Here is a 25,014-nt window from a genome sequence, read left to right on the forward strand (position 1 = left end):
TCAGCGCACCGGGCTCAGAAGCTCAGGCGCGACCACGCCCAGCACCAGGTGGGCCACCTCGAGGGTGAGCACGAGGACCAGCAGCCGGAACACCCATGTGGCCGCGTGCGGTCCGAGTGCGAGCCGGGCACCGAGGAATGCCCCGACCACGGAGCCCAGAGCAAGGAATCCGGCTACCCGCCAGTCGATTTCACCTTTACCGGAGAACACCGCGAGCGATACTAGTGCCGCCACTCCGAGTGCGGTCACTTTGATGGCGTTGGCTTCGCGGATCGGAAAGCGCCCGACCAGGACCAGCGCCGCCAGGGCGTAGGTGCCCGAGTCGACGGCAATCAGCCCCGCCCACAGCCCGACCAATCCGATCAGCCCCAAGACCAGCGGGCCGCGGTTCGGCGGACGATCCGTGCGGTCGGCTGCCAACCATTTCGCCGGATTGGCGAACAGCAGCAGCAGTGCCACCACCACCGCGACGATGACGAGGTTCGTGGTGCGGACGTCATCGAACACCGACGCCAGCGAGGCGCCGATCAGAGCGCCAAGCGCCGCCGGGATGGCGAATCGCGAAGCGTCCCGCCACGGCAGGTGCCCGGCGCGGTGGAACGCCCAGATCGCCGTGGCGCAGCCGATCACGATCGGAAGCCGGTTGGAGGCGTTGGCGATCACCGGTTCGACACCGATCATGATCATCACGGGGATCGTCACCGCTGACCCGCTGGAGGCGGCCGTATTGAGGAACGCCGCAGCCACACCGGCGAGGATGAGGATCACCGCCTCGATCACCGGAAGCACCATCCGGGCAGCGTCATGCCCTTAATTAACACAGGGGTAAACGCGGCAGGCCGAATTGCCGTGGAAGGTCAGTTTTCCCAGGGCTTGAACGGGTTCACCGCGAACTGCAGGACCCGGTACGGTGCGCGATGGATTTCTCCGTTGAATGGACACCGCTGGAACGAATTCTAGGACGTATGTTCCGGCGGTCTGCCCGGCTCTAACATCAGCCCGCCCCTGCGGCAGGCGCCGTGTGGGAGATTGTCGCAAGTCAGTGGGTTCTGGGTCACCCGCCACGCTCAGAGATCTTCGCCAACAAGAAGTTGGCTAGACCCTCAGCCGACTCTCGGGTAGGCAAAGGATAGTCGAGACGTTGGGCCCCAGCGTCATCGGACAAAAGTTCAACCAGGAGACCACGAAGGTGGTCATACCCGAAACGCACTCGCACGCCCGGGTTATCGGTGGTCCATACGGTGTAGCCAAGTGCACTCGAGGACTGTCCGCTACTCACGTGGCGAGACGTCAGAGCGTCAACCAATTGCTGAGCAGCCTGTTGCTGCAAGTCCATAACTTTGACGATAACAATCGCTTCCGCTGACTTTGGATGCCAACGCTGGGGCGGAAGATGTGAGCCTGGATCTGAGTCCCTAGCGCCTTAAGGACGATCTTCTCACCGGGACGCGACATGCTTTCATCCGCGAACGGCCTTTCGGCGGCAAAAGGTGAGGCGCCTCGCGGTAGACAAATGAAGTGAGTCAGCGCCGCAATACCGCGGTCGATACGCGTCTGAAACTCTGAATCGCATCATCCTCAAGCGCAAAATCGGGACACTAACGACATGGCGATTGATGCGACTGACTGGTACGAGGACTTCTTCATTTTCTGGAAGGACGATCAGATACCGAGAGGTCTAGTGGGATTCGACCGACCCGGCGTCTATCGAATGAAGGTAACTTCCGGAGGCGCATTGATCCTTCAGGAGAAGGTCGGCGGAGGATTCCGGATCATTTCACCGGATGCCTGGACTCACTTGAAGGTCCCCGACGACCCCACGATCTAGCACCGTTCCCGTTACGAACGATCGATACCGGTTGCGAGCGTTCGTCCATCCGACGAACAATTCTCGACCTAGGCAATGGTGGGCAATCGACAAGGGCTGAAGGTGCTGATTAGCCTCGTAGTCTCGTTCCGAACTTATGATCCGGCAAATCACATATCGACATCCGCTCGTTCTTGAACCTCCGAGGATTCCGGCTCGAATCTGAGGTCAGTTTTCCCAGGGCTTGAACGGGTTCACCGCGAACTGCAGGACCCGGTACGGCGCGCGGTCGCGGGGCGCGGTGTTCCACTGACTGACGAACACCCGCACCTCGTCGAGGGTCGACCCCGGCGAGATATAGCCGCCGTAGGGCTGGGCCAGCCGGTTGTCGTCCGGCGCGGGCAGCGCGTCGGCGGGCTGCGGCCACTGCCCAGCCAGCACCACCGTCGTCACCGGGGCGGTTCCCAGCCCGGTGGGGTCGTAGGCCACCCGCACTTCCATATTGCCGGTGGTGGCGTTGAAGTAGGACAGCACGGTCTTGCCGTCGATCTGGCGGATGCTCAGCTCGCCCACCCGGTCGGGCCACAGCGGGGTCGGGGGCTTGTTCCACCCGGCCACCGCCGACCAGCCCTGCCAGCGGCTGCGGTCGGTGAACTGTTGTGGCGCAACGCGATAGAGCACCGCCGGTCCGGATCGGTCGAAGTTGTTGGCGACGATGTAGACCCAGCCGGTCTGGGAGTCCGGCGTGGGAATCGGGTCGTAGTAGCCGCTGATCTGGGTTTGTTTGCCGTCAGCGTGGCCGGCCGGCCGCACCGATCCCGGTACGGTCTGCCAACCGCCTTGTCCGGCTTGGGCTTTGACAATGCGGGAGCTTTGCGGCACCAGGTTCTTGGTGGTGGTCACCAGCAGGTAGTTCTGCCGGTTGATCGAGACCACGCCGGCCGGCAGCTGTGAGGCACCCGGCGGGGTGGGGTCGGCCAGCAGCGGCTTGTCGACTCCGGTGACGCCGGTGTAGCGGATCCCGGCCGGATCGTCGACCGAATCGCCTGCGACGCGCAGCGCGACGGGTGAGAACCAACCGCCGAAACCCACCCCCTGCCCGGCGAAACTGTCACCGCAGATCTGCAGCAGCTCGGTGGGGAACTCCATGAACTCGCACAAATCGGTCGCGCCGATGCCGTAGTCGCGGGTCGGGGTTCCGGTTCCGGCGGTCGGGCCGATCAGCACCACCTGCCCCGGCGCCAGCGGCGCGAGGATGGGATCCGGCGCCGGACTCGGCGGGTCAGCCAGTGCCACTGGCGCGAACGCCAGCACCGAGATCGACGAAATGGCGCATGCCACTCTCAGTTTCACGCCCAAACTCCCGTTTCGGCGTGACGGGGTCAAAGCTGTGCGGCCAGCAGTTCGGCGATCTGAATGGTGTTGAGCGCCGCACCCTTACGCAGGTTGTCCCCGGACAGGAACAGCGCCAGACCGCGCCCGTCGGGCACGCCCGGGTCCCGGCGGATACGGCCCACCAGGGTGTCGTCCACACCGGCGGCAGCCAGCGGGGTCGGCACGTCGACCAGGGTCACGCCCGGCGCATCGGCCAGCAGCTCGGTAGCCCGCTCCGGCGAGATCGGTTGGGCGAACTCGGCATTGATCGACAGCGAGTGCCCGGTGAACACCGGCACCCGCACGCAGGTGCCGCTGACGGCCAGGTCAGGGATGCCGAGGATCTTGCGGCTCTCGTTGCGCAGCTTCTGGTCCTCGTCGGTCTCACCCGAGCCGTCGTCGACCAGGGAGCCGGCCAGCGGCACCACGTTGAACGCGATCGGGGCGACGTACTTGTTGGGCGCCGGGTAGTCCAGGGCGGACCCGTCGTGCACCAGCTCCTCAACACCGTCGATCACCGCGCGCGCCTGGGTGGCCAGCTCCTCGACCCCGGCCAGGCCGCTGCCCGACACCGCCTGATAGGTCGAGGCGATCAGCCGGACCAGCTGGGCCTCGTCGTGCAGCACCTTGAGCACCGGCATCGCGGCCATCGTGGTGCAGTTCGGGTTGGCGATAATGCCTTTAGGCCGATTACCTGCGTCGCGCTCGAAGTTGACCTCCGAGACAACCAGCGGAACCTCGGGATCCTTACGCCACGCCGACGAGTTGTCGATCACGACCACCCCGGCGGCGGCGAACCGCGGCGCCTGCACCCGCGACATCGTCGCACCGGCCGAAAACAGCGCGATATCAAGGCCACTCGGGTCGGCGGTTTCGGAATCCTCGACCTCGATCTCCTGACCGCGGAACGGCAGCTTCTTGCCGGCCGAGCGCGACGAGGCGAAGAACCGCACGCTGGTGACCGGGAAGTCGCGCTCCTCGAGCAGGGTGCGCATGACCTGGCCGACCTGCCCGGTCGCGCCGACCACTCCGATGTTGACCATGACTAGCGCCCCGTCCCGCCGTAGACCACGGCCTCTTCTTCACCGCCGAGGCCGAATGCCTCGTGCAGGGCGGCGACGGCCTTGTCCAGCTCGGAATCCTTGACCAGCACCGAGATTCGGATCTCGGAGGTGGAGATCAGCTCGATGTTCACGCCCACCTCGGCCAGCGCCTCGCAGAAGGTGGCGGTGACGCCGGGATGGCTGCGCATGCCCGCACCGACCAGCGACACCTTGCCGATGTGGTCGTCGTAGAGCACCTGGGTGAAACCGATTTCGCTCTGCAGCGAGGCGAGCTTCTCCACCGCGGCCGGGCCCATGTCCCGCGAGCAGGTGAAGGTGATGTCGGTCTTGCCGTCCTCGACCTTGGAGATGTTCTGCAGCACCATGTCGATGTTGATGTCGGCGTCGGCGACGGCCCGGAACACCTTGGCGGCGTAACCGGGTACGTCGGGCAGACCGACGACGGTGACCTTGGCCTCACTGCGATCGTGAGCAACTCCGGTCAGGATGGCGTCTTCCATGGGGATGTCCTCGATAGATCCGGTGACGATCGTGCCGGGCTTGTCGGAGTACGACGACCGGACGTGAATCGGAACGTTGTAACGGCGGGCGTATTCCACGCAGCGCAGCATGAGCACCTTCGCGCCGCACGCCGCCATCTCCAGCATTTCCTCGAAACTGACGTTGTCGAGCCGGCGGGCGTTGGGCACGATGCGCGGGTCGGCGGTGAAGATGCCGTCGACGTCGGTGTAGATCTCGCAGACGTCGGCGTGCAGCGCTGCGGCCAGTGCCACCGCGGTGGTGTCCGATCCGCCGCGGCCCAGCGTGGTGACGTCCTTGCTGTCCTGGCTGACACCCTGGAATCCGGCGACCAGAACGATCTGCCCCTCGTCGAGCGCGGCGCGCAACCGGCCGGGGGTGACGTCGATGATCTTGGCGTTGCCGTGGGTACCGGTGGTGATGACGCCGGCCTGCGATCCGGTGAAGGAGCGGGCGTGCGCACCGAGGGACTCGATGGCCATCGCGACCAGGGCGTTGGAGATCCGCTCACCGGAGGTCAGCAGCATGTCGAGCTCACGCGGCGGCGGTGCCGGGCAGACCTGGCGGGCCAGGTCGAGCAGTTCGTCGGTGGTGTCGCCCATGGCGGAAACCACCACGACGACGTCGTTACCCTGCTTCTTCGTCTCGACGATGCGCTCGGCCACCCGGCGAATCCGCTCGGCGTCGGCCACCGAGGATCCGCCGTACTTCTGCACGACGAGCGCCACTGTCTGCCCTTCCTGGATGTGTGGGGTTGCCCATAAGGATAAGGGGTATACGCACATGCTTTTTCCGCCGAGATCGGCGGTAACGTCCCAGCCGTGGCCGACCAACCGTCCGACCGGCGCGCTGAGACCCGGGTGCCGCTGCATCCGCCGATCGCCGACCGGTGGAGCCCGCGGGCCTTCGATCCCGCCGCCGAGATCTCCGACGAGCAGCTGATCGCCCTGCTGGAGGCGGCCCGCTGGGCTGCCACCTGGGGTAATCGCCAGCCGGTGCGGTTCGTGGTGGGTCGGCGGGACGATCCCATGTTCGAGACGCTGTCCGGGCTGCTCAGGCGGGGTAACAGCTATGCGAAGGCGGCCGCCGCGCTCATTCTGCTGTGCGCCGACGAGGGCGAGGACGACCGCACCGCCCTGTACGCGGCGGTCGATGCGGGGGCCGCGGCGGCCAACCTGGCGATCGAGGCGGTGGCCCGCGGGCTGATCGCCCATCCGATGGCCGGCTTCGACGTCGAGGCCGCCCCCAGCGTGCTGAACCTGCCTGCCGGGGTGCAGCCGCTGATCATGGTCGCCGTCGGCATCCTCGGCGACTACCGGCAGCTGCCCCCGGAGATCCTGGAGCGCGACGCCCGGCCACGGGAACGGCTGGCCCTAGAGGACGTGGTGCTCAACTGGTCAGGAACAGGCGTCTGACAGCTGCTTGGTCACCGCGGTGATCTGATCGGATAACGCCGCCATCTGGTAGACGATCACCGGCGCCGGCGCACCAGGAGCCCGGTTGTCCTTCTCGGCGCGCACCTTGGGCAGATCGCCGACGAACTCGTTGGCCAGCTGCGCCAGCTGAATGGCCTGAGCAGCCAGCTCGGGGTCGTTGACCTTCTGGGCTCGCTCGGCCAGGCCGTCGGCCCACTGCTGGTACATCAGGTCCTCGGCGGCCGTCGGCGTGCCGGTGCCGCCCTTGGACTCGATGAGCTGGGACTGGCTCTTGTTGTAGCTGAGCATGTCGATCACCGGCTTGCACTTCTCCGGCGGCCGGTCGAAGTACGACCAGATGGCATAACCGGCCGCGATCACGAGCACGATGACGGTGAGGGTCCAGCGGGGCGGACGGCGCATGACCGAAGCGTAGCGACGGCGCGATCCGTAACTCGGCGGCAACACCGCATCACAGTCTACGTAACAGAAACATCGTTCACTGCTAGTGAACGGCCCTTGTCGCGGGCCGCCCACTCAAGAAAGTCCGGCAGGAGATTCAGATGGATACAGGGACCACAGCATTCATGCTGTGTTGCATCATCGGGCTGACGATGATGATCCCGGGCCTCGCGCTGTTCTACGGCGGCATGGTCTCGGTGAAGAGCTCCACCAACATGATGATGATGACGTTCGGCGCCGTGGCCGTCGTCGGAGTGCTGTGGGTGCTGTTCGGCTTCTCGATGACATTCGGCACGTCCTACGGCGACCTCGGTCTGCTGGGGTCGATCACCGAGTTCGCCGGGATGAAGAACCTCACCGAGCCGATGACCACCATCAACGGACTGCCGGTCAGTCTCTTCGCACTGTTCCAGGCCCTGTTCGCCGCCATCACCGTCGCACTGATCTCCGGCGCGGCGGCCGACCGGATGAAGTTCAGCGCCTGGATGACGTTCGCCACGCTGTGGGCGGTGCTGGTGTACTTCCCCGTCGCGCACTGGGTCTTCGCGTTCGACGGTGTGGTCACCGAGGGCTCGGTCGGTGGCTGGATTGCCAACAAGCTCAAGGCTATTGACTTCGCCGGTGGTACCGCGGTGCATATCAACGCCGGTGCGGCAGCGCTGGCCGTGGCCATTGTGCTGGGCAAGTCAAAGGCGTTCGGCACCTTCCGCAAGCCGCACAACGTTCCGCTGACGCTGCTCGGCGCGGGCCTGCTGTGGGCCGGCTGGTATGCCTTCAACGGCGGTTCGGCCCTGAGTGCGGGCACCTCCGCGTCCATCGTCATGGTCACCACGTTCACCGCCACCTGCGCGGCGACGCTGGCCTGGCTGCTGGTGGAAAAGCTGAAGGATGGACACGTCACCGGTGTCGGTGCGGCATCCGGTGCGGTCACCGGCCTGGTGGCCATCACCCCGGCCTGTGGTGCGGTCACCCCGGTGGGCTCGATCATCCTCGGCCTCATCGCCGGTGCCATCTGCCCGTTCGCGGTCGGCCTGAAATCCCGCTTCGGCTATGACGATTCGCTCGACGTGGTCGGCGTGCACCTCGTCGGTGGTGTGATCGGCACCCTGCTCATCGGCTTCCTGGCCAGTGAGTCGATGCCCAACGCCACCAACGGCCTGTTCTACGGCGGCGGTGCCGACCAGCTCTGGAAGCAGGCGATCGCCGCCGGTGCGGTGATGGCGTACTCGTTCGTCGTGGCCTACATCATCGCCTTCGCGATCAAGAAGACGATGGGCATCCGGATCTCCCCCGAAGAAGAGGAGAGCGGTATCGACGTCAAGTTCCACCGCGACGCGGCGTACGAGCTCGAATACGCCTGATGAGGACCCGGGCCGGGCGCGCACCCTTCACCCAGCGCGTCCGGCCCGTCCCTTCGTCCCCTTCCCAGTCGGTACGAAAGAAGCTGTCGGAGAACATGTCCCCCACCACCCTTGCCGAGCTGGCCGAGGCGTCGGCAACCAAGTTCATCCTCGCGCTGTTCGTCGACCTGCGCGGAAAGCCCTGCGCCAAACTGGTGCCGGTCGAAGCGGTCGACCTGCTGGCCACCGACGGTGTCGGCTTCGCCGGATATGCCGTCGGAGCCATGGGCCAGGAGCCCAAGGATCCGGACATGATGGCGATCCCGGACCCGGAGTCGTTCACGCCGATCCCGTTCATCAAAGAGGGACTGGCCATCGTGCACTGCGACCCGCACGTCGAAGGACGGCCGTGGCCGTACGCGCCGCGGGTCATCCTCAAGTCATTGATCCAGCGCGCGGCCGACGCCGGCTTCGAGCCCTGGGTCGGTGCGGAAGTGGAGTACTTCCTGCTGACCCGCGGCGCCGACGGCACGCTGGCCACCGCCGACGTGGCCGACACCGCGGCCCAGCCCTGCTACGACGCGCGTGGGGTCACGCGCATGTACGACCACCTGACCGCGATCTCCACGGCCATGAACACCCTGGGCTGGTCCAACTACGCCAACGATCACGAGGACGGCAACGGCCAGTTCGAGCAGAACTTCGAGTACGCCGACGCGCTGACCACCGCCGACCGCGTCGTGACGCTGCGCTACCTGTTGTCGATGATCGCCGCCGAGCGCGGCATGGTGGCCACCTTCATGCCCAAGCCGTTCGCCGACCGCACCGGAAGCGGCCTGCACCTGCACCTCTCGCTCACCAGCGGCGGCACCCCGGTGTTCCCCGCGGCCGCCGACGAGGACAGCCGCGGACTGGGCCTGTCCCCCACCGCGTACGCGTTCATCGGCGGCATCCTCGACCACGCCTGCGCCCTGCAGGCGGTGGTGGGGCCAACGGTCAACTCCTACAAGCGAACCGGAGCACTGACCACCGCGTCCGGGGCGTCCTGGGCGCCGAAACTGCCGACCTACGGCGGCAATGACCGCACCCACTACATCCGGGTTCCGGACGCCCAGCGCATCGAACTGCGCGGCGGTGACGGATCGGCCAACCCCTACCTGGCCATCGCCGCCGCGCTGGGCGCCGGCATCGACGGCATCAAGCGCAGCCTGGACCCCGGTGACCTCGGCGGGACCACCGGGCGCACCGCGCTGCCGCCCACCCTGTTACATGCGGTCGACGAGCTGCAGAACGACCCGGTGATCACCGGGGTGCTCGACGCCGCCGGTGACGGTGTCGCCCGCTACTTCGCCGACATCAAGCGCGACGAGTTCTTCGCCTACCACAGCGCGGTATCCGCCTGGGAGGTCGATCAGTACCTGACCGCCTTCTGAGCGTCGCCGACGCGAGAAAGGAACCACCATGTGCGGGATCGTGGGTCTTCACCTGCGCAACCCCGAGCTCTACCCCCGGCTCGGTGCTCTGCTCAGCGGCATGCTGTGCGAAATGTCCGGCCGGGGAAGCGATTCGGCCGGTGTGGCCGTATACGGCGACCCCACCTGGTCACCGCCCGGGCTCAGCACGCTCTCGGTCCTCGACATCGAGGCCGGCACCGAGGAGATCACCCGGTCACTGGGCAGCGCGCTCGGTGTCACCGTCTCGGCGCATCATGTCGACGAGACGCTGCTGATCTCGGCCGACGTGGCACCGGAGACCTTGCGGGCCGCAGTGGCCGCCGACTTCCCGGGTGCCCTGATCGCCGGCTTCGGCCGGGACCTGGCCGTGCTCAAGGGCGTTGGTCATCCCCGCGCGCTGACCGAGGCCTGGGGCCTGGCCGCCGCGCAGGGCTGGCAGGGGGTCGGCCACACCCGGATGGCCACCGAATCTGCAGTGGTGCCCGCCGGCGCCCACCCCTACGCCGTGGGACCCGAGCAGTGCCTGGTGCACAACGGATCATTCGCCAACCACGCCACGATCCGTCGCGACCTGATCGCCCGGGGTGTGGTGTTCGACAGCGAGAACGACACCGAGGTCGGCGCGCGCTTCGTCGCCGACCAGCTGGCGGCCGGCCGCGACGTGGAAACCGCGCTCAAGGAGCTGTGCGCCACCTTCGACGGCTTCTACACGCTGCTGGTGTCCAACCACGATTCGTTCGCCGTGGTGCGGGATGCGATCGCGTGCAAGCCGGCCGTGATCGCCGAGACCGATGACTGGGTGGCGATGGGCAGCGAGTACCGCGCCCTGGCCGGTCTGCCCGGTGTGGAGAAGGCCGTCATCTGGGAACCCGAGCCGGAGGTGGTGTACGTATGGACGCGCTGACCTCCTTTGATCTCGCCACGGTGGGACTGCGCGAGGTCAACGCCCATCTGCACACACCCGGCCTCTCCGGAGAGTTCCTCATCACCAATCCCGCAGGGGCACATAACGTCGCAGTCGGACTCGACGCGCCGGTGCGGGTCACCATCGACGGGCATGTCGGCTACTACGCCGCCGGGATGAACCAGCAGGCCGAGGTCATCATCAACGGCAACGCCGGCACCGGCGTCGCCGAGAACATGATGAGCGGCACCGTGTGGGTCAAGGGCAACGCCTCCCAGTCGGCCGGTGCCACCGCGCACGGCGGTCTGCTGGTGATCGAGGGCAACGCCGCGGCACGTTGCGGTATCTCGATGAAGGGGGTGGACATCGTGGTCGGCGGCAGCGTCGGGCACATGAGCGCATTCATGGCCCAGGCCGGGCGGCTGGTGATCCGCGGGGATGCCGGTGAGGCGCTCGGTGACTCCATTTATGAAGCGCGGCTGTACGTTCGGGGCGACGTGGCGTCACTGGGTGCGGACTGCATTGCCAAGGAGATGCGCGACGAGCACCACCAGGAGCTCGGCCGGCTGCTGAAAGCGGCAGGGTTCGACGACGACGACACCGCGGCCTACACCCGCTACGGCTCGGCCCGCGAGCTCTACCACTTTCACGTCGACAACGCGGCGGTGTACTGATGACCTTTTCCTACGACGAGCGGACCCAGCGCGGCCTGCGCGAGTCCGCCACCTTCGATCGGGCCACCATCGCCGCTATCCAGCGGGCGGCCGAGACCGGCATCTACGACATTCGCGGCTGGGGCGCCAAGCGTCCGCTGCCGCACTTCGACGATCTGCTGTTCCTCGGCGCGTCGATGTCGCGGTATCCGCTGGAGGGCTACCGGGAGCGGTGCGACACCGACGTCATCCTGGGCGACCGGCACGCCAAACACCCACTGCACCTGGATATTCCGGTCACCATCGCCGGCATGTCCTTCGGCGCACTGTCCGGTCCGGCGAAGGAGGCGCTGGGCCGCGGGGCCAGCGAGGTAGGGACCTCGACCACCACCGGTGACGGCGGGATGACGCCGGAGGAACGCGGCCAGTCCAAGTACCTGGTGTACCAGTATCTTCCGTCGCGCTACGGGATGAACCCCGACGACCTGCGCAAGGCCGACGCCATCGAGGTGGTGCTCGGGCAGGGCGCCAAGCCCGGTGGCGGCGGAATGCTGTTGGGCCAGAAGATCTCCGAGCGGGTGGCCGCCATGCGCACCCTGCCCGAAGGGATCGACCAGCGCTCAGCGTGTCGGCACCCGGACTGGACCGGACCGGACGATCTGACCATCAAGATCAACGAGTTGCGGGAGCTCACCGACTGGGAGAAGCCGATCTACGTCAAGGTCGGTGCCACCCGCACCTACTACGACGTGAAGCTCGCGGTGGCCGCCGGCGCCGATGTGGTGGTCGTCGACGGGATGCAGGGCGGCACCGCCGCCACCCAGGACGTCTTCATCGAGCACGTCGGCATCCCGACGCTGGCCGCCCTGCCCCAGGCGGTGCAGGCGCTGGCCGAACTGGGCGTCCATCGCAAAGTGCAATTGATCATCTCCGGTGGCATCCGCACCGGGGCCGATGTGGCCAAGGCGATGGCGCTGGGCGCCGACGCGGTGGCGATCGGCACCGCTGCCCTGATCGCGCTGGGTGACAACAGCCCCAAGTACGCCGCCGAGTACGAAAAGCTCGGCAGCGCAGCCGGTTTCTACGACGACTTCCAGGACGGGCGCGACCCGGCCGGGATCAGCACCCAGGATCCCGAACTGGCTGCGCGACTCGATCCGATCGAGGGCGGCCGACGGCTGGCGAACTATCTGCGGGTGCTGACCATGGAGGCCCAGACCATCGCCCGGGCGTGCGGCAAGGCCCACCTGCGCCACCTGGAGCCCGAGGATCTGGTCGCCGTCACCATCGAGGCCGCCGCGATGGCCCGGGTGCCGCTGGCCGGAACGTCATGGATCCCCGGGACGGGCCTGTGAGCGACACGGCAGACATTGTCATCGTCGGCGGCGGTATCGAAGGCTGCGCGGCCGCATGGGCGCTGTCCCAGCGCGGTGTCACCGATGTCGTTGTGCTGGAGCGCAATACCGTCGGATCCGGGATGACCGGCAAGTCCAGCGGCATCGTCCGCTGCCACTACGGGGTCAGCTCGCTGGCCGCCATGGCGGCCTACGGCCTGGAGGTCTTCGAGAAGGCCGAGGAGATCTTCGGCGGCGATATCGGCTTCCGGCAGACCGGCTACGTCGTGGGCGTCGGCGAGCCGAATGTCGACTCCCTGCGCAACAGCCTTGCCGCCCAGCGCGCTGTCGGGGTGCAGACCGAGGAGATCGACGCCGCCGAGGTGGCCCGGCTCTGGCCGTTCGCCGACCTGTCCCCGTTCGCGGCCTTCGGCTGGGAATCCCGCGGCGGATACGGTGACGCCTACCAGACCGCTCAGGCCTTCGCCGTCGCCGCGCGCGCGGCCGGTGTGCGGATCCGGCAGGGCGCACAGGTCACCGGGCTGCTGACCGACGGTGACGCCGTCACCGGTGTGCAGTTGGCTGACGGCAGCCGGATCAGCGCGGGCACAGTGGTGGTCGCGACCGGGGTGTGGACCCAGCCCTTCCTGGCCCCCTACCGCGTCGACGTGCCGATCCGGGTGGTCCGCGAACAGATCGTGATGATCTCCCCCGGTGTGGACATCGGGCCGGTGCCGGTGTTCTCCGACCTGGTGTCCCTGCAGTACGTGCGACCCGAGGTCGGCGGCGATGTGCTGTTCGGCAACAGCGACCTCTCCGACGTCGCCACCGCCGATCCCGACGACTATCTGAACAGGGCCACCGAGGATTTCGTCGACCTCACCGTCGACAAGGTGGGCACCCGGTTCCCCGGCTTCCCCGAGCCGGCGATCACCACCAGCTACGCCGGCTGCTACGACGTCACCCCGGACTGGAACCCCGTCATCTCCGCCACCGGCCGCACAGGCTTGTTCGTAGCGGCGGGTTTCAGCGGACACGGCTTCAAGATCGCCCCGGCGGTCGGGCGGCTGGTCGCCGACCTGGTGGTCGACGGGCACAGTAGCGATCCGCGGATTCCCGAGACCGACTTCCGGCTCTCCCGCTTCGCTGAGGGTGCGCTGCTGACCACTCCGTATCCCTATGTCGGTGCCGGACAGATGCGATAGTGCGGTTGTGACAGATCTGCTGCGCAACCAGTCGGGCACCGCGCGCGACCGCGAGCCCGACGAGCCGGTCGCCGAGTTGGAGTTCGAGGCGGCGATCGCCCGCAACGTGCGCCAGCTGCGCCAGCAGCTCGGCGTCTCGGTCGCCGATATGGCCGCCCGGATCGGCATCTCGAAGGCGATGATGTCGAAGATCGAGAACGCCCAGACCTCCCCGAGCCTGTCGACGCTGGCGCTGCTGGCCAAAGGATTCGACGTTCCGGTGACCACCCTGTTCCGCGGTGCCGACGTCGAACGACCCGCGGCGTTCGTCAAAGCCGGTACCGGAGCGCGGATCGTGCGCAACGGCACCCGCGAGGGCCACGAGTACGAACTGCTCGGCTCGCTGCGCGGTGAGCACAAGCGGCTGGAGTGCCTGCTGGTCACGCTGTCGGAGAAGAGCAAGACCTACCCGATGTTCCAGCATCCCGGCACCGAGTTCATCTACATGCTCTCGGGGGTGATGGAGTACGCGCACAGCCGCTCGGTGTACCGACTGCATCCGGGCGACTCGCTGCAGATCGACGGGGAAGGCGCACACGGGCCCGTCGACCTCATCGAGGTGCCGATCCGGTTCCTGTCGGTGATCGCGTTTCCGGACTCCCAGGTCTGAGCGCTCAGACCTGCTGCCAGCCCGAGCCGTCGGACACCAGGTCGACCACGTCACCGGGTTCGATCACCAGCCCAGCCACCGTCATCGTCCGGGTGCCGACGTTCTTCAGCGTGTAGCGATTCGTATTGTCCTGCGCGGCAGGCATCTTCGGCCGGGCGCCGTCGGCCAGGAAGTAGACGTAGTCGATGCCGGGTGCCGCATCCAAGGTGAGCGGCCCGGAGACGGTGGCGACCACCCGTGACCCGGCGGTCACCGCGCCGCGCACCGGGGATACCGCGAATCCGTGGTCGCCCCATTGGTTTCCGGAGATCGACAGGTCGTCGACGTGTTCGGCGCTGACGGCATACGACCAGCCCGCCCCCTCGTCCTCGCAGGCGAACAGGTTGCCGGTGATGTTGAATCCGCGTACCCGGTGGGTGGCGTCGCGGGCGTAGATGCCGATGGCCGGGTAGGTGTCCGGGGCGCCCTTGCCGCCGTTGGTGATGTTGTTGGCGACGATCTGCACATGCGGGGCGTCGGCGTCCAGCCAGGCCGGCATGGTGTAGATGATCGCCTCGCGGCGCGACCCCTCGCAGATGTTGGCGACGATGGTCAGGTTCTTGTTGCCGCGCAATTCGATGTTGTGCGTGGGGGTTCCGTTGAGGTGGTTGGCGAGGATGCGCAGCGGCCCGCTTTCCACCGACAGGTTCGGCCCGGTGGAGCCCACGTTGTTGTTGACGATCCACGAGTCATAGAAATGGTGGGTGGTGTGGATCCCGTACCCCGGGCCCTGTTCGACGAAGTTGTCGTCGATCCAGTTCAGCAGCCCATCGGTGGTCGGGTTGAGCCGGATCCCGAAGTCGGTCCAGCCGCGGATGCGGCAGTGCCGCAGATAGCTCTTGTCGAGTTCGGCGACCACGCCCGGCGAGCCGTGCCCGCCGGCGTCGATCACCAGGTTCTCGATCCGCGACTCCGACCACACACCGGCGATCGGCGCGATATCGGCGGTGGCCATGATCGTCGAGGCGCGTTCGCCGTCGCCGGTCAGGCAGACTCGGGCCAGTCCGGTGGGTGTTCCCAGCGGGGCCGAGACGCAGTAGACGCCTGCCGGCAGGAACACCGTGCCCCCGCCCCCGTCGTGGGCGGCGCGCAGGGCGGCGTTGAGGGCCGCGCTGTCGTCGGTGCGGCCGTCTCCGGCGGCGCCATGGGACCGGACGTCGATCACGCGCTCACGCTAGCGGTACAGCGCGGCGGCAGTGGCCGTGATGCGGGCGACGGTGTCGCAGTCCGCGCCGCCGCTGTCGACCACGACGGTGGGCACGATGACAGTGTCGGGCGGGTCCTCGTATCCGCCGGTGGCCAGCCGGCGCTGCAACGGCGGGCCGACGATCGCTGCCGCCGAGCAGAACGCCCGGTCCAGGTAGACAAGGGTGCCGTCGATCTCGCGCCGATCGCGGCCGTCGATGACCATGTTGCCGACCTTCGGGGCCAGTCCGATCTGCACCGACACCGGCTGCCGGCCCCGCGCCACGTCGACCACACACTGATAGGCGGTGGCGCGGTCGACGTCCCAGCGGACCACACCGTCGAGCCTGGTCAGGACCTCGCAGGGGTCCCGCTGCGCCAGCGCGACCGGAAACGCGGCGACGGCGTCGCGGATCGGTGGCGGCCGGGTGCCCAGCCACTCGGCCACCGCGGTGACGGCCCGGCGGGCCAGCGGGCAGTCCCCGCCGCCGATCACGCTGACCGCGACGACGGGCTGGTCAGGGCCGCCCAGCGGCGGCGCTCCGGGTAGTTTCGCCAGCCCGAGGGGGAGCAGGTACTCACACGAGCCGGGGCTGCTCTCGTGGACGTCCAGCCCGGCCGCGCTGAACACCGGCGGGCCGCTGGCCCGGTCCATGGCGACGGCCACGCTGAGGTACTGATGCTCCGGCCGGCCGGCGACCTTGACGTCGACATCGCACTCGTCGAAGGCGAACAGTGTTCCGTACCAGCCTATTTCGCCGACCTCGCCGATGGTGTCGCGGTTGACCAGGCCGCAGACGTCGATGCGGCGCAGCGCCCGCAGGTAGGCCAGCCTGGCGGTGTCGGCGGCGCTGAGCTGGCGGCCGTAGCTGGGTACCGGACCGGCGAAGAACGCCGCCGGATCCGGGGTGTCCGGACCGCGCCGGGGGTCCCCGTCGACGGCCGCCCCACACCCGCTGAGCAGCAGAAGTGCTACCAGCAGCAAGGCCCGGGCTTTGGCCTGGTGACGCATCGGGAGTACAGTACGTCCTTGTGCAGCGGGTGCTCCTTCTCGGACGCCGCGACGGGGTCTGATCCAGACTGGCTTCCCGTCGCGGGTGTTTGCGATGCGCCGGTCTGAATTCCCATCCAAGACACCCGGAGCCCTATCGTGACCACCCATTCACCCTCGTTCGATTCGCTGGACGCCTACGTATCCGCGCGGACCATCAACACCCCCGCCGGACCGCGCCAGGACGGCCAGCCGGCCTACAACACCCAGCGCAACACCTCGATGCCGACGTTCCGCTACCGGCCGTTCGCCGACGAGGTGGAATCCGTCGCCCTGCCCGACCGCACCTGGCCCGACAAGGTCATCAACCGTGCGCCGCTGTGGTGCGCCGTCGACCTGCGTGACGGCAACCAGGCCCTGATCGACCCGATGAGCCCGGCCCGCAAACGCCGGATGTTCGAGCTGCTGGTCAAGATGGGCTACAAGGAGATCGAGGTCGGCTTCCCGTCGGCCAGCCAGACCGACTTCGACTTCGTCCGCGAGATCATCGAGCAGGGCGCGATCCCCGAGGACGTCACCATCCAGGTGCTGACCCAGTGCCGTCCCGAGCTGATCGAGCGGACCTTCGAGGCCTGCCACGGCGCCCCGAACGTCATCGTGCACTTCTACAACTCGACGTCGATCCTTCAGCGCCGCGTCGTGTTCCGCGCCGACCGCGACGAGATCAAGAAGATCGCGACCGACGGTGCCCGCAAGTGCCTGGAGGAGGCCGTCAAGCATCCGGGCACCCGGTGGCGCTACGAGTACTCCCCGGAGTCCTACACCGGTACCGAGCTGTCCTACGCCAAGGAGGTCTGCGACGCGGTCTCCGAGATCATCGAGCCCACCCCGGACTGGCCGCTGATCATCAATCTGCCCGCCACCGTCGAGATGGCCACCCCGAACGTCTACGCCGACTCGATCGAGTGGATGAGCCGCAACCTGGCGCGGCGCGACTCGATCATTCTGAGCCTGCACCCGCACAACGACCGCGGAACTGCCGTTGCCGCAGCCGAATTGGGTTACCAGGCCGGCGCCGACCGTATCGAAGGCTGTCTGTTCGGCAACGGTGAGCGCACCGGCAACGTCTGCCTGGTGACGCTGGGGCTGAACCTGTTCTCCCGCGGGGTGGATCCGCAGATCGACTTCTCCAACATCGACGAGATCCGCCGCACCGTGGAGTACTGCAACCAGCTGCCCGTCCACGAGCGCCACCCCTACGGCGGCGACCTGGTGTACACCGCGTTCTCCGGCAGCCACCAGGACGCCATCAACAAGGGTCTGGACGCCATGAAGGTGGCCGCCGACGAGGCCGACTCCGACGTCGACGACATCCTGTGGCAGGTGCCGTACCTGCCGATCGACCCCAAGGACGTCGGCCGCACCTACGAGGCCGTGATCCGGGTGAACTCGCAGTCCGGCAAGGGCGGGGTGGCCTACATCATGAAGGCCGACCACGGCCTGGTGCTGCCGCGCCGCCTGCAGATCGAGTTCAGCCAGGTGATCCAGAAGATCACCGACGGCGAGGGCGGCGAGGTCTCGCCGAAGGAGATGTGGGACGCGTTCGCCGACGAGTATCTGGCGCCGATCCGCCCGCTGGAGCGCATCAAGCAGAAGGTGATCGGCTCGGAGGTCGATGGCGGGATCGACGTCATCGAGGCCACCGTGAAGATCGACGGGGTGGAGACCGACATCCGCGGCGAGGGCAACGGCCCGCTGGCCGCGTTCGTCGACGCCCTGGGCACCGTCGGCTTCGACATCAGCGTCCTGGACTACTCCGAACATGCGATGTCCGCCGGTGAGGAAGCCGCCGCGGCGGCCTACGTCGAGGCATCCATCGGGGGCCGCACGGTGTGGGGCGTCGGCATCGCCACCTCGATCACGACGGCCTCGTTGCGGGCCGTGGTGTCGGCGGTCAACCGGGCGTCGCGGCTCGGGTAACCGGCCCGCCACGCCGGTGGCGGCGACACGCCGTGCCGACAGCGTGACCGTCGGTGCCGTCGCTTATCTTGGACCCTCCGATGACTACTCGCAGAAGCCAGGAGACGGCCTAGGTGGACGACGCCGCACTGTCCATCGCCGAGCTCGAACAATCCAACCGGGACATCCAGGCCTCGCCGACGATTCGCCTGCTCGCGACGCTGAATCTGAGCATGTACGCCACCCTGATGGAACGGCATCTCAGCGGCGGTGTCGCGGTGGAGACCGAACTGGTGGTGGCTCTCGAGCGTGACCTGGATGCGTTCAACCGGCCCGACGGCCTGTCCGGGCTGGCCCTGATCAAACTGTGGGCCAGCCAGGGCTGGCTGCACCGGGTCGCCGATACCCGCAGCGGCTACGAACGCAACCTCTGCTACCTGACCCAGGACGCTCGCCGGGCGCTGGACTTCCTGCGCGGTATCCGCCGGCAGGACACCATCGCCACCGGCGGCTCCATCAATGGCATCGCCTCGCGGCTCAAGCAGGTCGCGATGCGGGTCGGCAACGACCCCGACCGGATCCGCGCCGGGATCCAGGCCCAGATCGCGGAGCTGCAGGCCGAGCTCGACCAACTGGACGCCGGTGTCACCCGCGTCGTCGACGACGTCACGGACTCCTACGACGAGGCGCATGCGATCGCGCTGCAGATGGAACGGCTGATCACCGACATCGGCCAGTACGGCACCATGATCGAGCAGGCTACCGCGGCGCTCGACGAGCCGATCGAGACCAACGTCGAATACCGCGACCGGCAGCGCCAGATGTACGCCGACTACCAGGCCGCCTGGGATTCCCAGGGCCGTGACTCGCACCGTGCGTTTCTGGCGATGGTCAACGATCCGGACCAGCGTGCCGAGTTCGAGGCCGACGTGGCCGCGGTCGCCGACGCGCTGCCGTCGCTGGATCCGGCGCTGCGCAAGGTGATGACCGGGTTCTTCGAGCTCGTCGGCCAGCAGATCGACGAGGTGGAACGCATCCAGCAGCGCTGCGCCCAGCGGGTCAAGCGGTTCACCGCGTTCGGCACCCTCGAGCAGAGCCGTGGCGTGGCCCGGCAGCTGAACTCGGCGATCGGCGCCGCCCGCGCGCTGCTCAAGGAGTCGCTGACCGATTCGCGGCTGGACCTCGAGCTGCCGCTGGCCCGGCACGCCATCAGCTCGGTCGGGGCGCTCAGTTTCCGGATCAGCGACCTGTCCACGCCCAAGCCGGCCCAGGCCGCCGAGAGCACCGTGGACCTGGCCAGCTTCGCCGCGCTGACCACCCAGGTGGACGCCCCCGGCATGTCGGAGATGATCAACTCCGCGGTGGCCCGCGGACCGCTGTCGCTGCCGGAGGCGGTGTCCATGCTGGACTCGGCCTACCTGGGCCACGTCATCGTGCTGTGGTCGTGGGCGCTCAAGCAGCCCCGCACCGGTGCCGGCGAGGAGTCGACGACAGTCCGGTTCCAGTCCCTGGACGGACGCGACCGCGAGATCGAGGTCCCGCTGCTGATGTTCACCGAACCCATCTCGACGCTGCAGGGAGCCGCGCAGTGACCACCGAACCGGCCATCGACTTCTCGTCCCTGCCGCAGGTCAACAAGACCTCCCGGGCGCCGCAGGAACGCCGCCCGCGCTTCGACGGCGATGTCGGCGAGCTGCGCGACCGAGCCTGCTGGGCGTTGCAGCATCTGCTGACCCGCCGCTACATCAGCGCCGAATCCGACCGCGAGCTCTACGGCTGGGTGCTGGAGTACCGCGACCAGATCAGCGTGCGGTTGTGCGAGCTGGACCTGCTGCTGCGGATCGTCGAGGGTGTCGAGGTCGCGTTCATCGAGCAGGCCCGCTACGAATCGGCAAGGGGTGTCAAGCTTTTGCGCCGTGAGCCGCTGGGTACCTACGACTCCATCCTGGCGCTGCACCTGGCGCAGATGATGCGGGCGGCCGGTGACCAGAACGTGCTGATCTCCCGCGACGAGATGCACGGGCTGTTCACCGGGGTGCTCAACGACACCGACCGCGACGCCGTGACGTTCGCGGCCCGCATCGACGGGGCGATCGCCCGGCTGGCGTCGCTAGAGATCCTGCGGCGCAGCCGCGACGACGAGGACAGCTACACCATCAGCCCGGTCATCACCGCGGTGATGACCGCGTCGGTGATCGCCGAATTGCAGCAGCAGTTCGAACTCCTGCTCAGCGGGGGCGCGCCACAGGAGCAGGAAGAGGTCGACATCGATGCCTGAGCAGTTCCACCTCTCCCGGCTGCAGATCATCAACTGGGGTGTGTTCGACGGCTATCACGACATCGGGTTCACCGAGGGTGGCGCGCTCATCGCCGGCGCCTCGGGCAGCGGCAAATCCTCACTGCTGGATGCCATTTCACTGGGTTTCCTACCGTTCAACCGGCGCAACTTCAACGCCTCCGGCGACCATTCGGCGGCCGGCTCCAACGCGGGGCGGCGCACCGTCGACAAGTATGTGCGCGGCGCGTGGGGTGAGCGCACCGACGGCGGCACCAGCCGGGTGATGTACCTGCGCGGTGAGGGCACCGCATGGTCGGCGGTGGCGGTCACCTACACCAGCAGCGACGGCCGCAGCGTCACCGGCCTGGTGCTCAAATGGCTAGTCGGCGAATCCCGCTCGGACTCCTCGAGCCGGTTCGTGCTCTCCGACGGCGACCGCGACATCGAAGAGGTGTGCAACCGTTGGGCGGCAGGCCGTTTCGACAGCAATGTGTTCAAGGATGAGGAGTGGCGGTTCTCCACCAAGGTGGAATCCCAGTACCTCGCCCAGCTATACGCCACCATCGGGATCCGCGCCTCCGACGCCGCCCAGCAGCTGCTCGGCAAAGCGAAGTCGCTGAAAAGCGTTGGCGGCCTTGAGCAGTTCGTCCGCGAGTTCATGCTCGACGAGCCGGAGAGCCTGGCCCGGCTACCCGAGGCGCTCAAGCAGATCGACCCGCTGGTCGAAGCCCGAGAACTGCTGGCCGTCGCGCAGCGCAAGCGCAAGATCCTCGGCGATATCGACAACATCCAGCAGCGCTACGCCTCGGAATCCTCCGACCTGGGCATCATCGATCTGGTCGACGTGGCGATGGTGCGGGCCTACACCGATCACGTGCGGCTGGCCCAGTGCCCGGCCCAGATCGAGGCCCTCGACAGCACCATCGACCAGCTCGGCAACGAGTACGAGGACGTCACCCGCACACTGAATCTGGCCAAGGCGGAATCGGATTCGCTCAACGCCCAGATCAACGGCTCCAGCTCCACCGTCGGACCGCTGCAGTCGCAGGTGGCCGCCGCCGAGGCACAGGCCGACGAGGTCTCCCGGCGCTGGGCAGCCTACGAGGCCATGGTCGAGGCACAGCACCTGGATGTGCCCGACGACGCCGACGAATTCTGGAATCTGCGCGACGAACTGACCAAGCAGGCCACCGAGTTACTGGCCCGCCTGGACCGCGGCCGCGAGGCATCCACCGACGCCGAGTACGCCCAGAAGGTGGCCCGGCTGGCCCGCGACGAAGCCGCCAAGGAACTGCGCCGGGTGGAGCACGTCGGCTCGGCGCTGCCGGAGTCGGCGATCACGATGCGCGAACAGATCTGTGCCGCAGTGGGTATCGAGCCAGGCGAGCTGCCCTACATCGCCGAGCTGATGGACCTGCGTCCCGAACAGAGCCGCTGGCGGATCGCCGTCGAGAAGGTGCTGCGCGGGGTCGGGTTGCGGCTGCTGGTCCCCGATCAGCACTACGCGTCGGTGCTGCGGTTCGTCAACGAGACCAACATGCGCGGCCGGCTGCAGCTGCACCACGTGCGGGCCTCGGCCAGCGGCCGAGAAGCTGAGCCGAACACGTTGGCGGGCAAACTGTTCGTTGTCGATCCGGACCACCCGTGTGCCGCGGAGGCTGCCGACGTGGTCGCCGCTGCCGGTGACCACATCTGCGTCGACACCCCCGATGTGTTCCCGCGGTTCCGGCGGGCCGTCACCGACACCGGCCTCTACAAGGACTCCGACCGGCTGGCCATCAAGGACGACCGCCGCGCGTTGCGGCCCTCGGAGTACATCTACCAGGGTGACGTCGCGGCCAAGATCGACGCTCTGACAGTCGATCTCAGCACCGCCGAGGAGGCCTACCGGCAGGCGCGGCGCGCGGCCGACGATATCGCCGCCGAGCGTCAGCAGTGCCGGGACCGGGCTGCGGCGTACAAGGCGATCTGCGAGCAGTTCCCGCAGTGGAGCCACATCGACACCGAGACCGCCGACAAGCATGCCGACCGGCTGCGTGAGCAGTTCGAGATCCTGCTGGCCGACCACCCCAACATCGAGGCGCTCTCAGCGCGCGCCGAGGAGTGCTGGACGGAGATCCAGACCCTGATGACCCGCCGCGGGGCGATCCAGACCCGCCGCGACGACCTCGACATGCGTCGCACCCGGCTGCTGGAGTTGCAGGAGCGGCTGACCCCGGCGTTCGTCAGTGAACCGCTGACCGAACTGCTGGACCGGTATTCCGCCGAGCTGCCGGTGGCTCTGGAGCTGCTGGACCCAGAACCGCACCGCGACGCGCTGTTCACCGCGATCCGCCGCGAGCGTGAGCAACTGCGGGAGAGCCGTCGTCGCTCCTATGACGAATTGGCCCGCATTCTCAACACCTTCGACACCGCGTTCCCCGACGCGATTCCCAACGACAGCGACGTGTTCGACGAGCGGGTGCACGACTACGTGGCGCTGTGCAAGCACATCGACGAGCGCGAGCTGCCCGAGGCCTACGAGCGGATGATGCGTCTGGTCACCGAGCAGGCACCCGATGCGATCCTGACCCTGCACCGGGTGGCCGAACAGGCCGCGCGCCGGATCAGCGACCAGATCGCCAGGGTGAACACCGGTTTGGGCTCGGTGGAGTTCAACCGCGGCACCCGTCTGACGCTGCGCGCGACCCCGCGTCAGCTGACCGCGGTGTCCGAACTGACCGACATCGTCAAGTCCATCTCAGCGCGCATCGCCGAGGTCGGGCTGGGTGACAACCAGGCCATCCTGGACCAGTACGCCGATATCATCCGGCTGCGAAACCGGTTGGCGTCCAACACCCCTGAGGACAAGGCCTGGACGCGGGACGCACTCGACGTGCGCAACCGGTTCACCTTCGACTGCGCCGAGTGGGATGTCCACACCGACGAGCTGATCCGCACGCACAGCAACGCGGGCGACAACTCCGGCGGCGAGCAGGAGAAGCTGATGGCGTTCTGCCTGGCCGGTGCGCTGAGCTTCAACCTGGCCAGCCCGGACAGCGTCGACAACCGGCCGATCTTCGCCCAGCTGATGCTCGACGAGGCGTTCTCGAAATCCGATCCGCAATTCGCCCAGCAGGCGCTGCAGGCGTTCCGCAAGTTCGGGTTCCAGCTCATCATCGTGGCGACGGTGCAGAACGCCACCACGATCCAGCCCTACATCGACAGCGTGGTCATGGTGTCCAAGACCGACGCCAACGGACGCAATGCCCGGCCGGTGGCCACGGTGGCGACCAAGACGATCTCGGAGTTCTCCACGCTGCGCAAGCAGATGAGTGCGTCGGCTCCCGCCGAACGGGTCCCGGTCGAGGTCTAGGAGTCAGAACAGGGCGAACTGCTGGCCCTGGTCCACCGACTGCTCGAACTCGTCGATGCCGGTGCCGTGGGCCACCTCGGCCACCGAGTCCAGGAACTGCTCGTCGGAGACGGTAGGCACGCCGAGTTCGCGGGCCTGGTAACCCTTGCCCTGCTCGGGTTCGGGTGCGTTGCAGATCACCAGCGACGTCTCGGGGTCCACGGCGTCGCTGTAGGCCAGGCCGGCGTGCAGAATGCGCTCGACGAGCTCCTCGTGGGTGCGGTCCACCTCGCTTGACAGCGCGACCCGCATGCCCTGCACCAGCCGTCTGCCGTCATAGCGGCCGGGGTTGAGGTACGGGCACGGCATCCGCGAGGCCAGCATCTTCAGCGGGCGCAGCTCCTCGTGGGTGACGCGGCCGTTGGGCCAGCGCCGGCGGCTGGCCGGGCGCACCGGCAGCCACACTCCGCGGTCGCGGGCGCGCTGCAGCGCGGGGGTGAGCACCCGGGAGAGCACCAGGGCGTCGTCGAACGCGTCGTGGGCCCGGGTCTGGGCGACCTCCCAGTGCCGGGCCAGGGTCTCCAGGCGCAGGTTCTCCAGGCCCAGGTCGAGCCGGCGGGCCAATTCGACGGTGCACATCACGGTGTCGATGGGCAGCGCGGTGTCGGCCATCTCGGCCTCGGTGGTCAGGAACGCGTAGTCGAAGGCCACGTTGTGGGCCACCAGGGTGCGGCCGTGCAGCAGGTCCACCACGTCGGCGGCGATATCGCCGAAGGTGGGCTGATCCTCGAGCATCTCAGCGGTCAGGCCGTGGATATGGGTGGGGCCGGGGTCGACGCCCGGGTTGAGCAGGCTGACGACGGAGTGTTCGACCCGTCCGTCGGGGTCCAGGGCGAGCGCCGCGAGGCTGATAACTCGGGCGTGACCTGGGCGGAAGCCGGTGGTCTCGACGTCGACGACGACCCAGCCATCCCCCGGCTCGGAGGCTGGTCTGCCCCAGGTGTGGCTCACACAGTCAGGATGGCACGCACCCCCGACAGCGCCCGGT

At 67.7% G+C, this 25,014-nt stretch carries 21 protein-coding genes; 13 read left to right on the forward strand and 8 right to left on the reverse strand.

Annotated elements, in window-relative coordinates; translation table 11 throughout:
* A complete protein-coding gene (locus tag BN3385_RS00345) occupies positions 1-792 on the reverse strand; it encodes a sulfite exporter TauE/SafE family protein (RefSeq protein WP_059014016.1) in 792 nt (263 codons plus the stop codon).
* Positions 793-1,606: 814 nt separating this feature from the next.
* Between BN3385_RS00345 and BN3385_RS00350 the strand changes: the two genes are divergently transcribed.
* A complete protein-coding gene (locus tag BN3385_RS00350) occupies positions 1,607-1,828 on the forward strand; it encodes a hypothetical protein (RefSeq protein WP_059014018.1) in 222 nt (73 codons plus the stop codon).
* A 207-nt stretch (positions 1,829-2,035) separates the two neighbouring features.
* Here the strand turns inward: BN3385_RS00350 and BN3385_RS00355 are convergent, their stop codons facing one another.
* The 3 genes from BN3385_RS00355 to BN3385_RS00365 are packed head-to-tail and all read right to left on the reverse strand — an operon-like array spanning position 2,036 to position 5,492.
* The gene (locus tag BN3385_RS00355) at positions 2,036-3,160 is read right to left on the reverse strand and encodes a DUF4185 domain-containing protein (RefSeq protein ID WP_502688028.1); all 1,125 of its coding nucleotides are present in this window, start codon (positions 3,158-3,160) and stop codon (positions 2,036-2,038) included.
* A 29-nt stretch (positions 3,161-3,189) separates the two neighbouring features.
* Positions 3,190-4,224: an aspartate-semialdehyde dehydrogenase gene (locus BN3385_RS00360; RefSeq protein WP_059014020.1), complete on the reverse strand. Its 1,035-nt coding sequence runs from the start codon at positions 4,222-4,224 to the stop codon at positions 3,190-3,192.
* Between the two features lie 2 nt (positions 4,225-4,226).
* Positions 4,227-5,492, reverse strand: coding sequence for an aspartate kinase (locus BN3385_RS00365; protein ID WP_059014022.1), 1,266 nt, complete (start codon positions 5,490-5,492; stop codon positions 4,227-4,229).
* Positions 5,493-5,585: 93 nt separating this feature from the next.
* Between BN3385_RS00365 and BN3385_RS00370 the strand changes: the two genes are divergently transcribed.
* Positions 5,586-6,179, forward strand: coding sequence for a nitroreductase family protein (locus tag BN3385_RS00370; protein WP_059014024.1), 594 nt, complete (start codon positions 5,586-5,588; stop codon positions 6,177-6,179).
* On the opposite strand, the gene BN3385_RS00375 is transcribed toward BN3385_RS00370, so the two are convergent.
* Positions 6,162-6,602, reverse strand: a complete 441-nt coding sequence (locus BN3385_RS00375; RefSeq protein ID WP_059014026.1) for a 6TM ABC transporter family protein — start codon at positions 6,600-6,602, stop codon at positions 6,162-6,164. The two genes, BN3385_RS00370 and BN3385_RS00375, sit on opposite strands and share 18 nt — an antisense overlap.
* 140 nt (positions 6,603-6,742) lie before the next feature.
* Here BN3385_RS00375 and BN3385_RS00380 point away from each other — a divergent pair, with 140 nt between their 5' ends.
* The 7 genes from BN3385_RS00380 to BN3385_RS00410 all read left to right on the forward strand — a co-directional run bounded on the left by BN3385_RS00380 (position 6,743) and on the right by BN3385_RS00410 (position 14,180).
* On the forward strand, positions 6,743-8,002 hold the full coding sequence (locus BN3385_RS00380; RefSeq protein WP_059014028.1) for an ammonium transporter: 1,260 nt from the start codon (positions 6,743-6,745) through the stop codon (positions 8,000-8,002).
* A gap of 95 nt (positions 8,003-8,097) precedes the next feature.
* Positions 8,098-9,414: a type III glutamate--ammonia ligase gene (gene glnT / locus BN3385_RS00385; RefSeq protein ID WP_059014031.1), complete on the forward strand. Its 1,317-nt coding sequence runs from the start codon at positions 8,098-8,100 to the stop codon at positions 9,412-9,414.
* Positions 9,415-9,442: 28 nt separating this feature from the next.
* Entirely contained in the window at positions 9,443-10,339 is an 897-nt protein-coding gene (locus BN3385_RS00390) for a class II glutamine amidotransferase domain-containing protein (protein ID WP_059014033.1), read from the forward strand.
* Positions 10,327-11,013 carry a GltB/FmdC/FwdC-like GXGXG domain-containing protein gene (locus BN3385_RS00395; protein WP_059014035.1) on the forward strand — a complete coding sequence of 229 codons (687 nt, stop codon included), beginning with the start codon at positions 10,327-10,329 and terminating at the stop codon, positions 11,011-11,013. The genes BN3385_RS00390 and BN3385_RS00395 overlap by 13 nt, the downstream gene beginning before the upstream one ends.
* Positions 11,013-12,347: an FMN-binding glutamate synthase family protein gene (locus BN3385_RS00400; RefSeq protein ID WP_059014037.1), complete on the forward strand. Its 1,335-nt coding sequence runs from the start codon at positions 11,013-11,015 to the stop codon at positions 12,345-12,347. The genes BN3385_RS00395 and BN3385_RS00400 overlap by 1 nt, the downstream gene beginning before the upstream one ends.
* Entirely contained in the window at positions 12,344-13,531 is a 1,188-nt protein-coding gene (locus BN3385_RS00405; RefSeq protein ID WP_059014039.1) for an NAD(P)/FAD-dependent oxidoreductase, read from the forward strand. The genes BN3385_RS00400 and BN3385_RS00405 overlap by 4 nt, the downstream gene beginning before the upstream one ends.
* Complete coding sequence (locus BN3385_RS00410; RefSeq protein WP_059014041.1) at positions 13,506-14,180, forward strand: helix-turn-helix domain-containing protein; 675 nt, start codon at positions 13,506-13,508, stop codon at positions 14,178-14,180. The genes BN3385_RS00405 and BN3385_RS00410 overlap by 26 nt, the downstream gene beginning before the upstream one ends.
* Positions 14,181-14,184: 4 nt before the next feature.
* Here BN3385_RS00410 and BN3385_RS00415 read toward each other — a convergent pair whose 3' ends face one another.
* Both BN3385_RS00415 and BN3385_RS00420 read right to left on the reverse strand, forming a co-directional pair.
* Positions 14,185-15,384 carry a glycosyl hydrolase family 28-related protein gene (locus BN3385_RS00415; RefSeq protein ID WP_059014044.1) on the reverse strand — a complete coding sequence of 400 codons (1,200 nt, stop codon included), beginning with the start codon at positions 15,382-15,384 and terminating at the stop codon, positions 14,185-14,187.
* Between the two features lie 9 nt (positions 15,385-15,393).
* Positions 15,394-16,416, reverse strand: coding sequence for a hypothetical protein (locus tag BN3385_RS00420; RefSeq protein ID WP_059014046.1), 1,023 nt, complete (start codon positions 16,414-16,416; stop codon positions 15,394-15,396).
* A 138-nt stretch (positions 16,417-16,554) separates the two neighbouring features.
* Here BN3385_RS00420 and leuA point away from each other — a divergent pair, with 138 nt between their 5' ends.
* The 4 genes from leuA (at position 16,555) to BN3385_RS00440 (ending at position 23,987) form a co-directional block, all read left to right on the forward strand.
* On the forward strand, positions 16,555-18,375 hold the full coding sequence (leuA, locus tag BN3385_RS00425; protein ID WP_059014048.1) for a 2-isopropylmalate synthase: 1,821 nt from the start codon (positions 16,555-16,557) through the stop codon (positions 18,373-18,375).
* Positions 18,376-18,488: 113 nt separating this feature from the next.
* The gene (locus tag BN3385_RS00430; RefSeq protein WP_059014049.1) at positions 18,489-19,946 is read left to right on the forward strand and encodes a DUF3375 domain-containing protein; all 1,458 of its coding nucleotides are present in this window, start codon (positions 18,489-18,491) and stop codon (positions 19,944-19,946) included.
* Complete coding sequence (locus BN3385_RS00435) at positions 19,943-20,632, forward strand: DUF4194 domain-containing protein (RefSeq protein ID WP_059014051.1); 690 nt, start codon at positions 19,943-19,945, stop codon at positions 20,630-20,632. The genes BN3385_RS00430 and BN3385_RS00435 overlap by 4 nt, the downstream gene beginning before the upstream one ends.
* On the forward strand, positions 20,625-23,987 hold the full coding sequence (locus tag BN3385_RS00440) for an ATP-binding protein (protein WP_059014053.1): 3,363 nt from the start codon (positions 20,625-20,627) through the stop codon (positions 23,985-23,987). The genes BN3385_RS00435 and BN3385_RS00440 overlap by 8 nt, the downstream gene beginning before the upstream one ends.
* 3 nt (positions 23,988-23,990) lie before the next feature.
* On the opposite strand, the gene BN3385_RS00445 is transcribed toward BN3385_RS00440, so the two are convergent.
* The gene (locus BN3385_RS00445) at positions 23,991-24,977 is read right to left on the reverse strand and encodes a DEDDh family exonuclease (protein WP_059014055.1); all 987 of its coding nucleotides are present in this window, start codon (positions 24,975-24,977) and stop codon (positions 23,991-23,993) included.
* Positions 24,978-25,014: the final 37 nt, after the last annotated feature.

This window comes from Mycobacterium sp. M26, from assembly GCF_001494595.1.
Lineage (GTDB): Bacteria > Actinomycetota > Actinomycetes > Mycobacteriales > Mycobacteriaceae > Mycobacterium.

Coding starts and splice junctions, on each gene's coding strand:
- BN3385_RS00350 (WP_059014018.1), top strand. CDS start 1,607: ATGGCGATTGATGCGACTGACTGGTACGAGGACTTCTTCATTTTCTGG.
- BN3385_RS00380 (WP_059014028.1), top strand. CDS start 6,743: ATGGATACAGGGACCACAGCATTCATGCTGTGTTGCATCATCGGGCTG.
- BN3385_RS00420 (WP_059014046.1), bottom strand. CDS start 16,416: ATGCGTCACCAGGCCAAAGCCCGGGCCTTGCTGCTGGTAGCACTTCTG.
- BN3385_RS00345 (WP_059014016.1), bottom strand. CDS start 792: ATGGTGCTTCCGGTGATCGAGGCGGTGATCCTCATCCTCGCCGGTGTG.
- BN3385_RS00440 (WP_059014053.1), top strand. CDS start 20,625: ATGCCTGAGCAGTTCCACCTCTCCCGGCTGCAGATCATCAACTGGGGT.
- BN3385_RS00395 (WP_059014035.1), top strand. CDS start 10,327: ATGGACGCGCTGACCTCCTTTGATCTCGCCACGGTGGGACTGCGCGAG.
- glnT (WP_059014031.1), top strand. CDS start 8,098: ATGTCCCCCACCACCCTTGCCGAGCTGGCCGAGGCGTCGGCAACCAAG.
- BN3385_RS00400 (WP_059014037.1), top strand. CDS start 11,013: ATGACCTTTTCCTACGACGAGCGGACCCAGCGCGGCCTGCGCGAGTCC.
- BN3385_RS00390 (WP_059014033.1), top strand. CDS start 9,443: ATGTGCGGGATCGTGGGTCTTCACCTGCGCAACCCCGAGCTCTACCCC.
- BN3385_RS00410 (WP_059014041.1), top strand. CDS start 13,506: ATGTCGGTGCCGGACAGATGCGATAGTGCGGTTGTGACAGATCTGCTG.
- BN3385_RS00360 (WP_059014020.1), bottom strand. CDS start 4,224: ATGGTCAACATCGGAGTGGTCGGCGCGACCGGGCAGGTCGGCCAGGTC.
- BN3385_RS00375 (WP_059014026.1), bottom strand. CDS start 6,602: ATGCGCCGTCCGCCCCGCTGGACCCTCACCGTCATCGTGCTCGTGATC.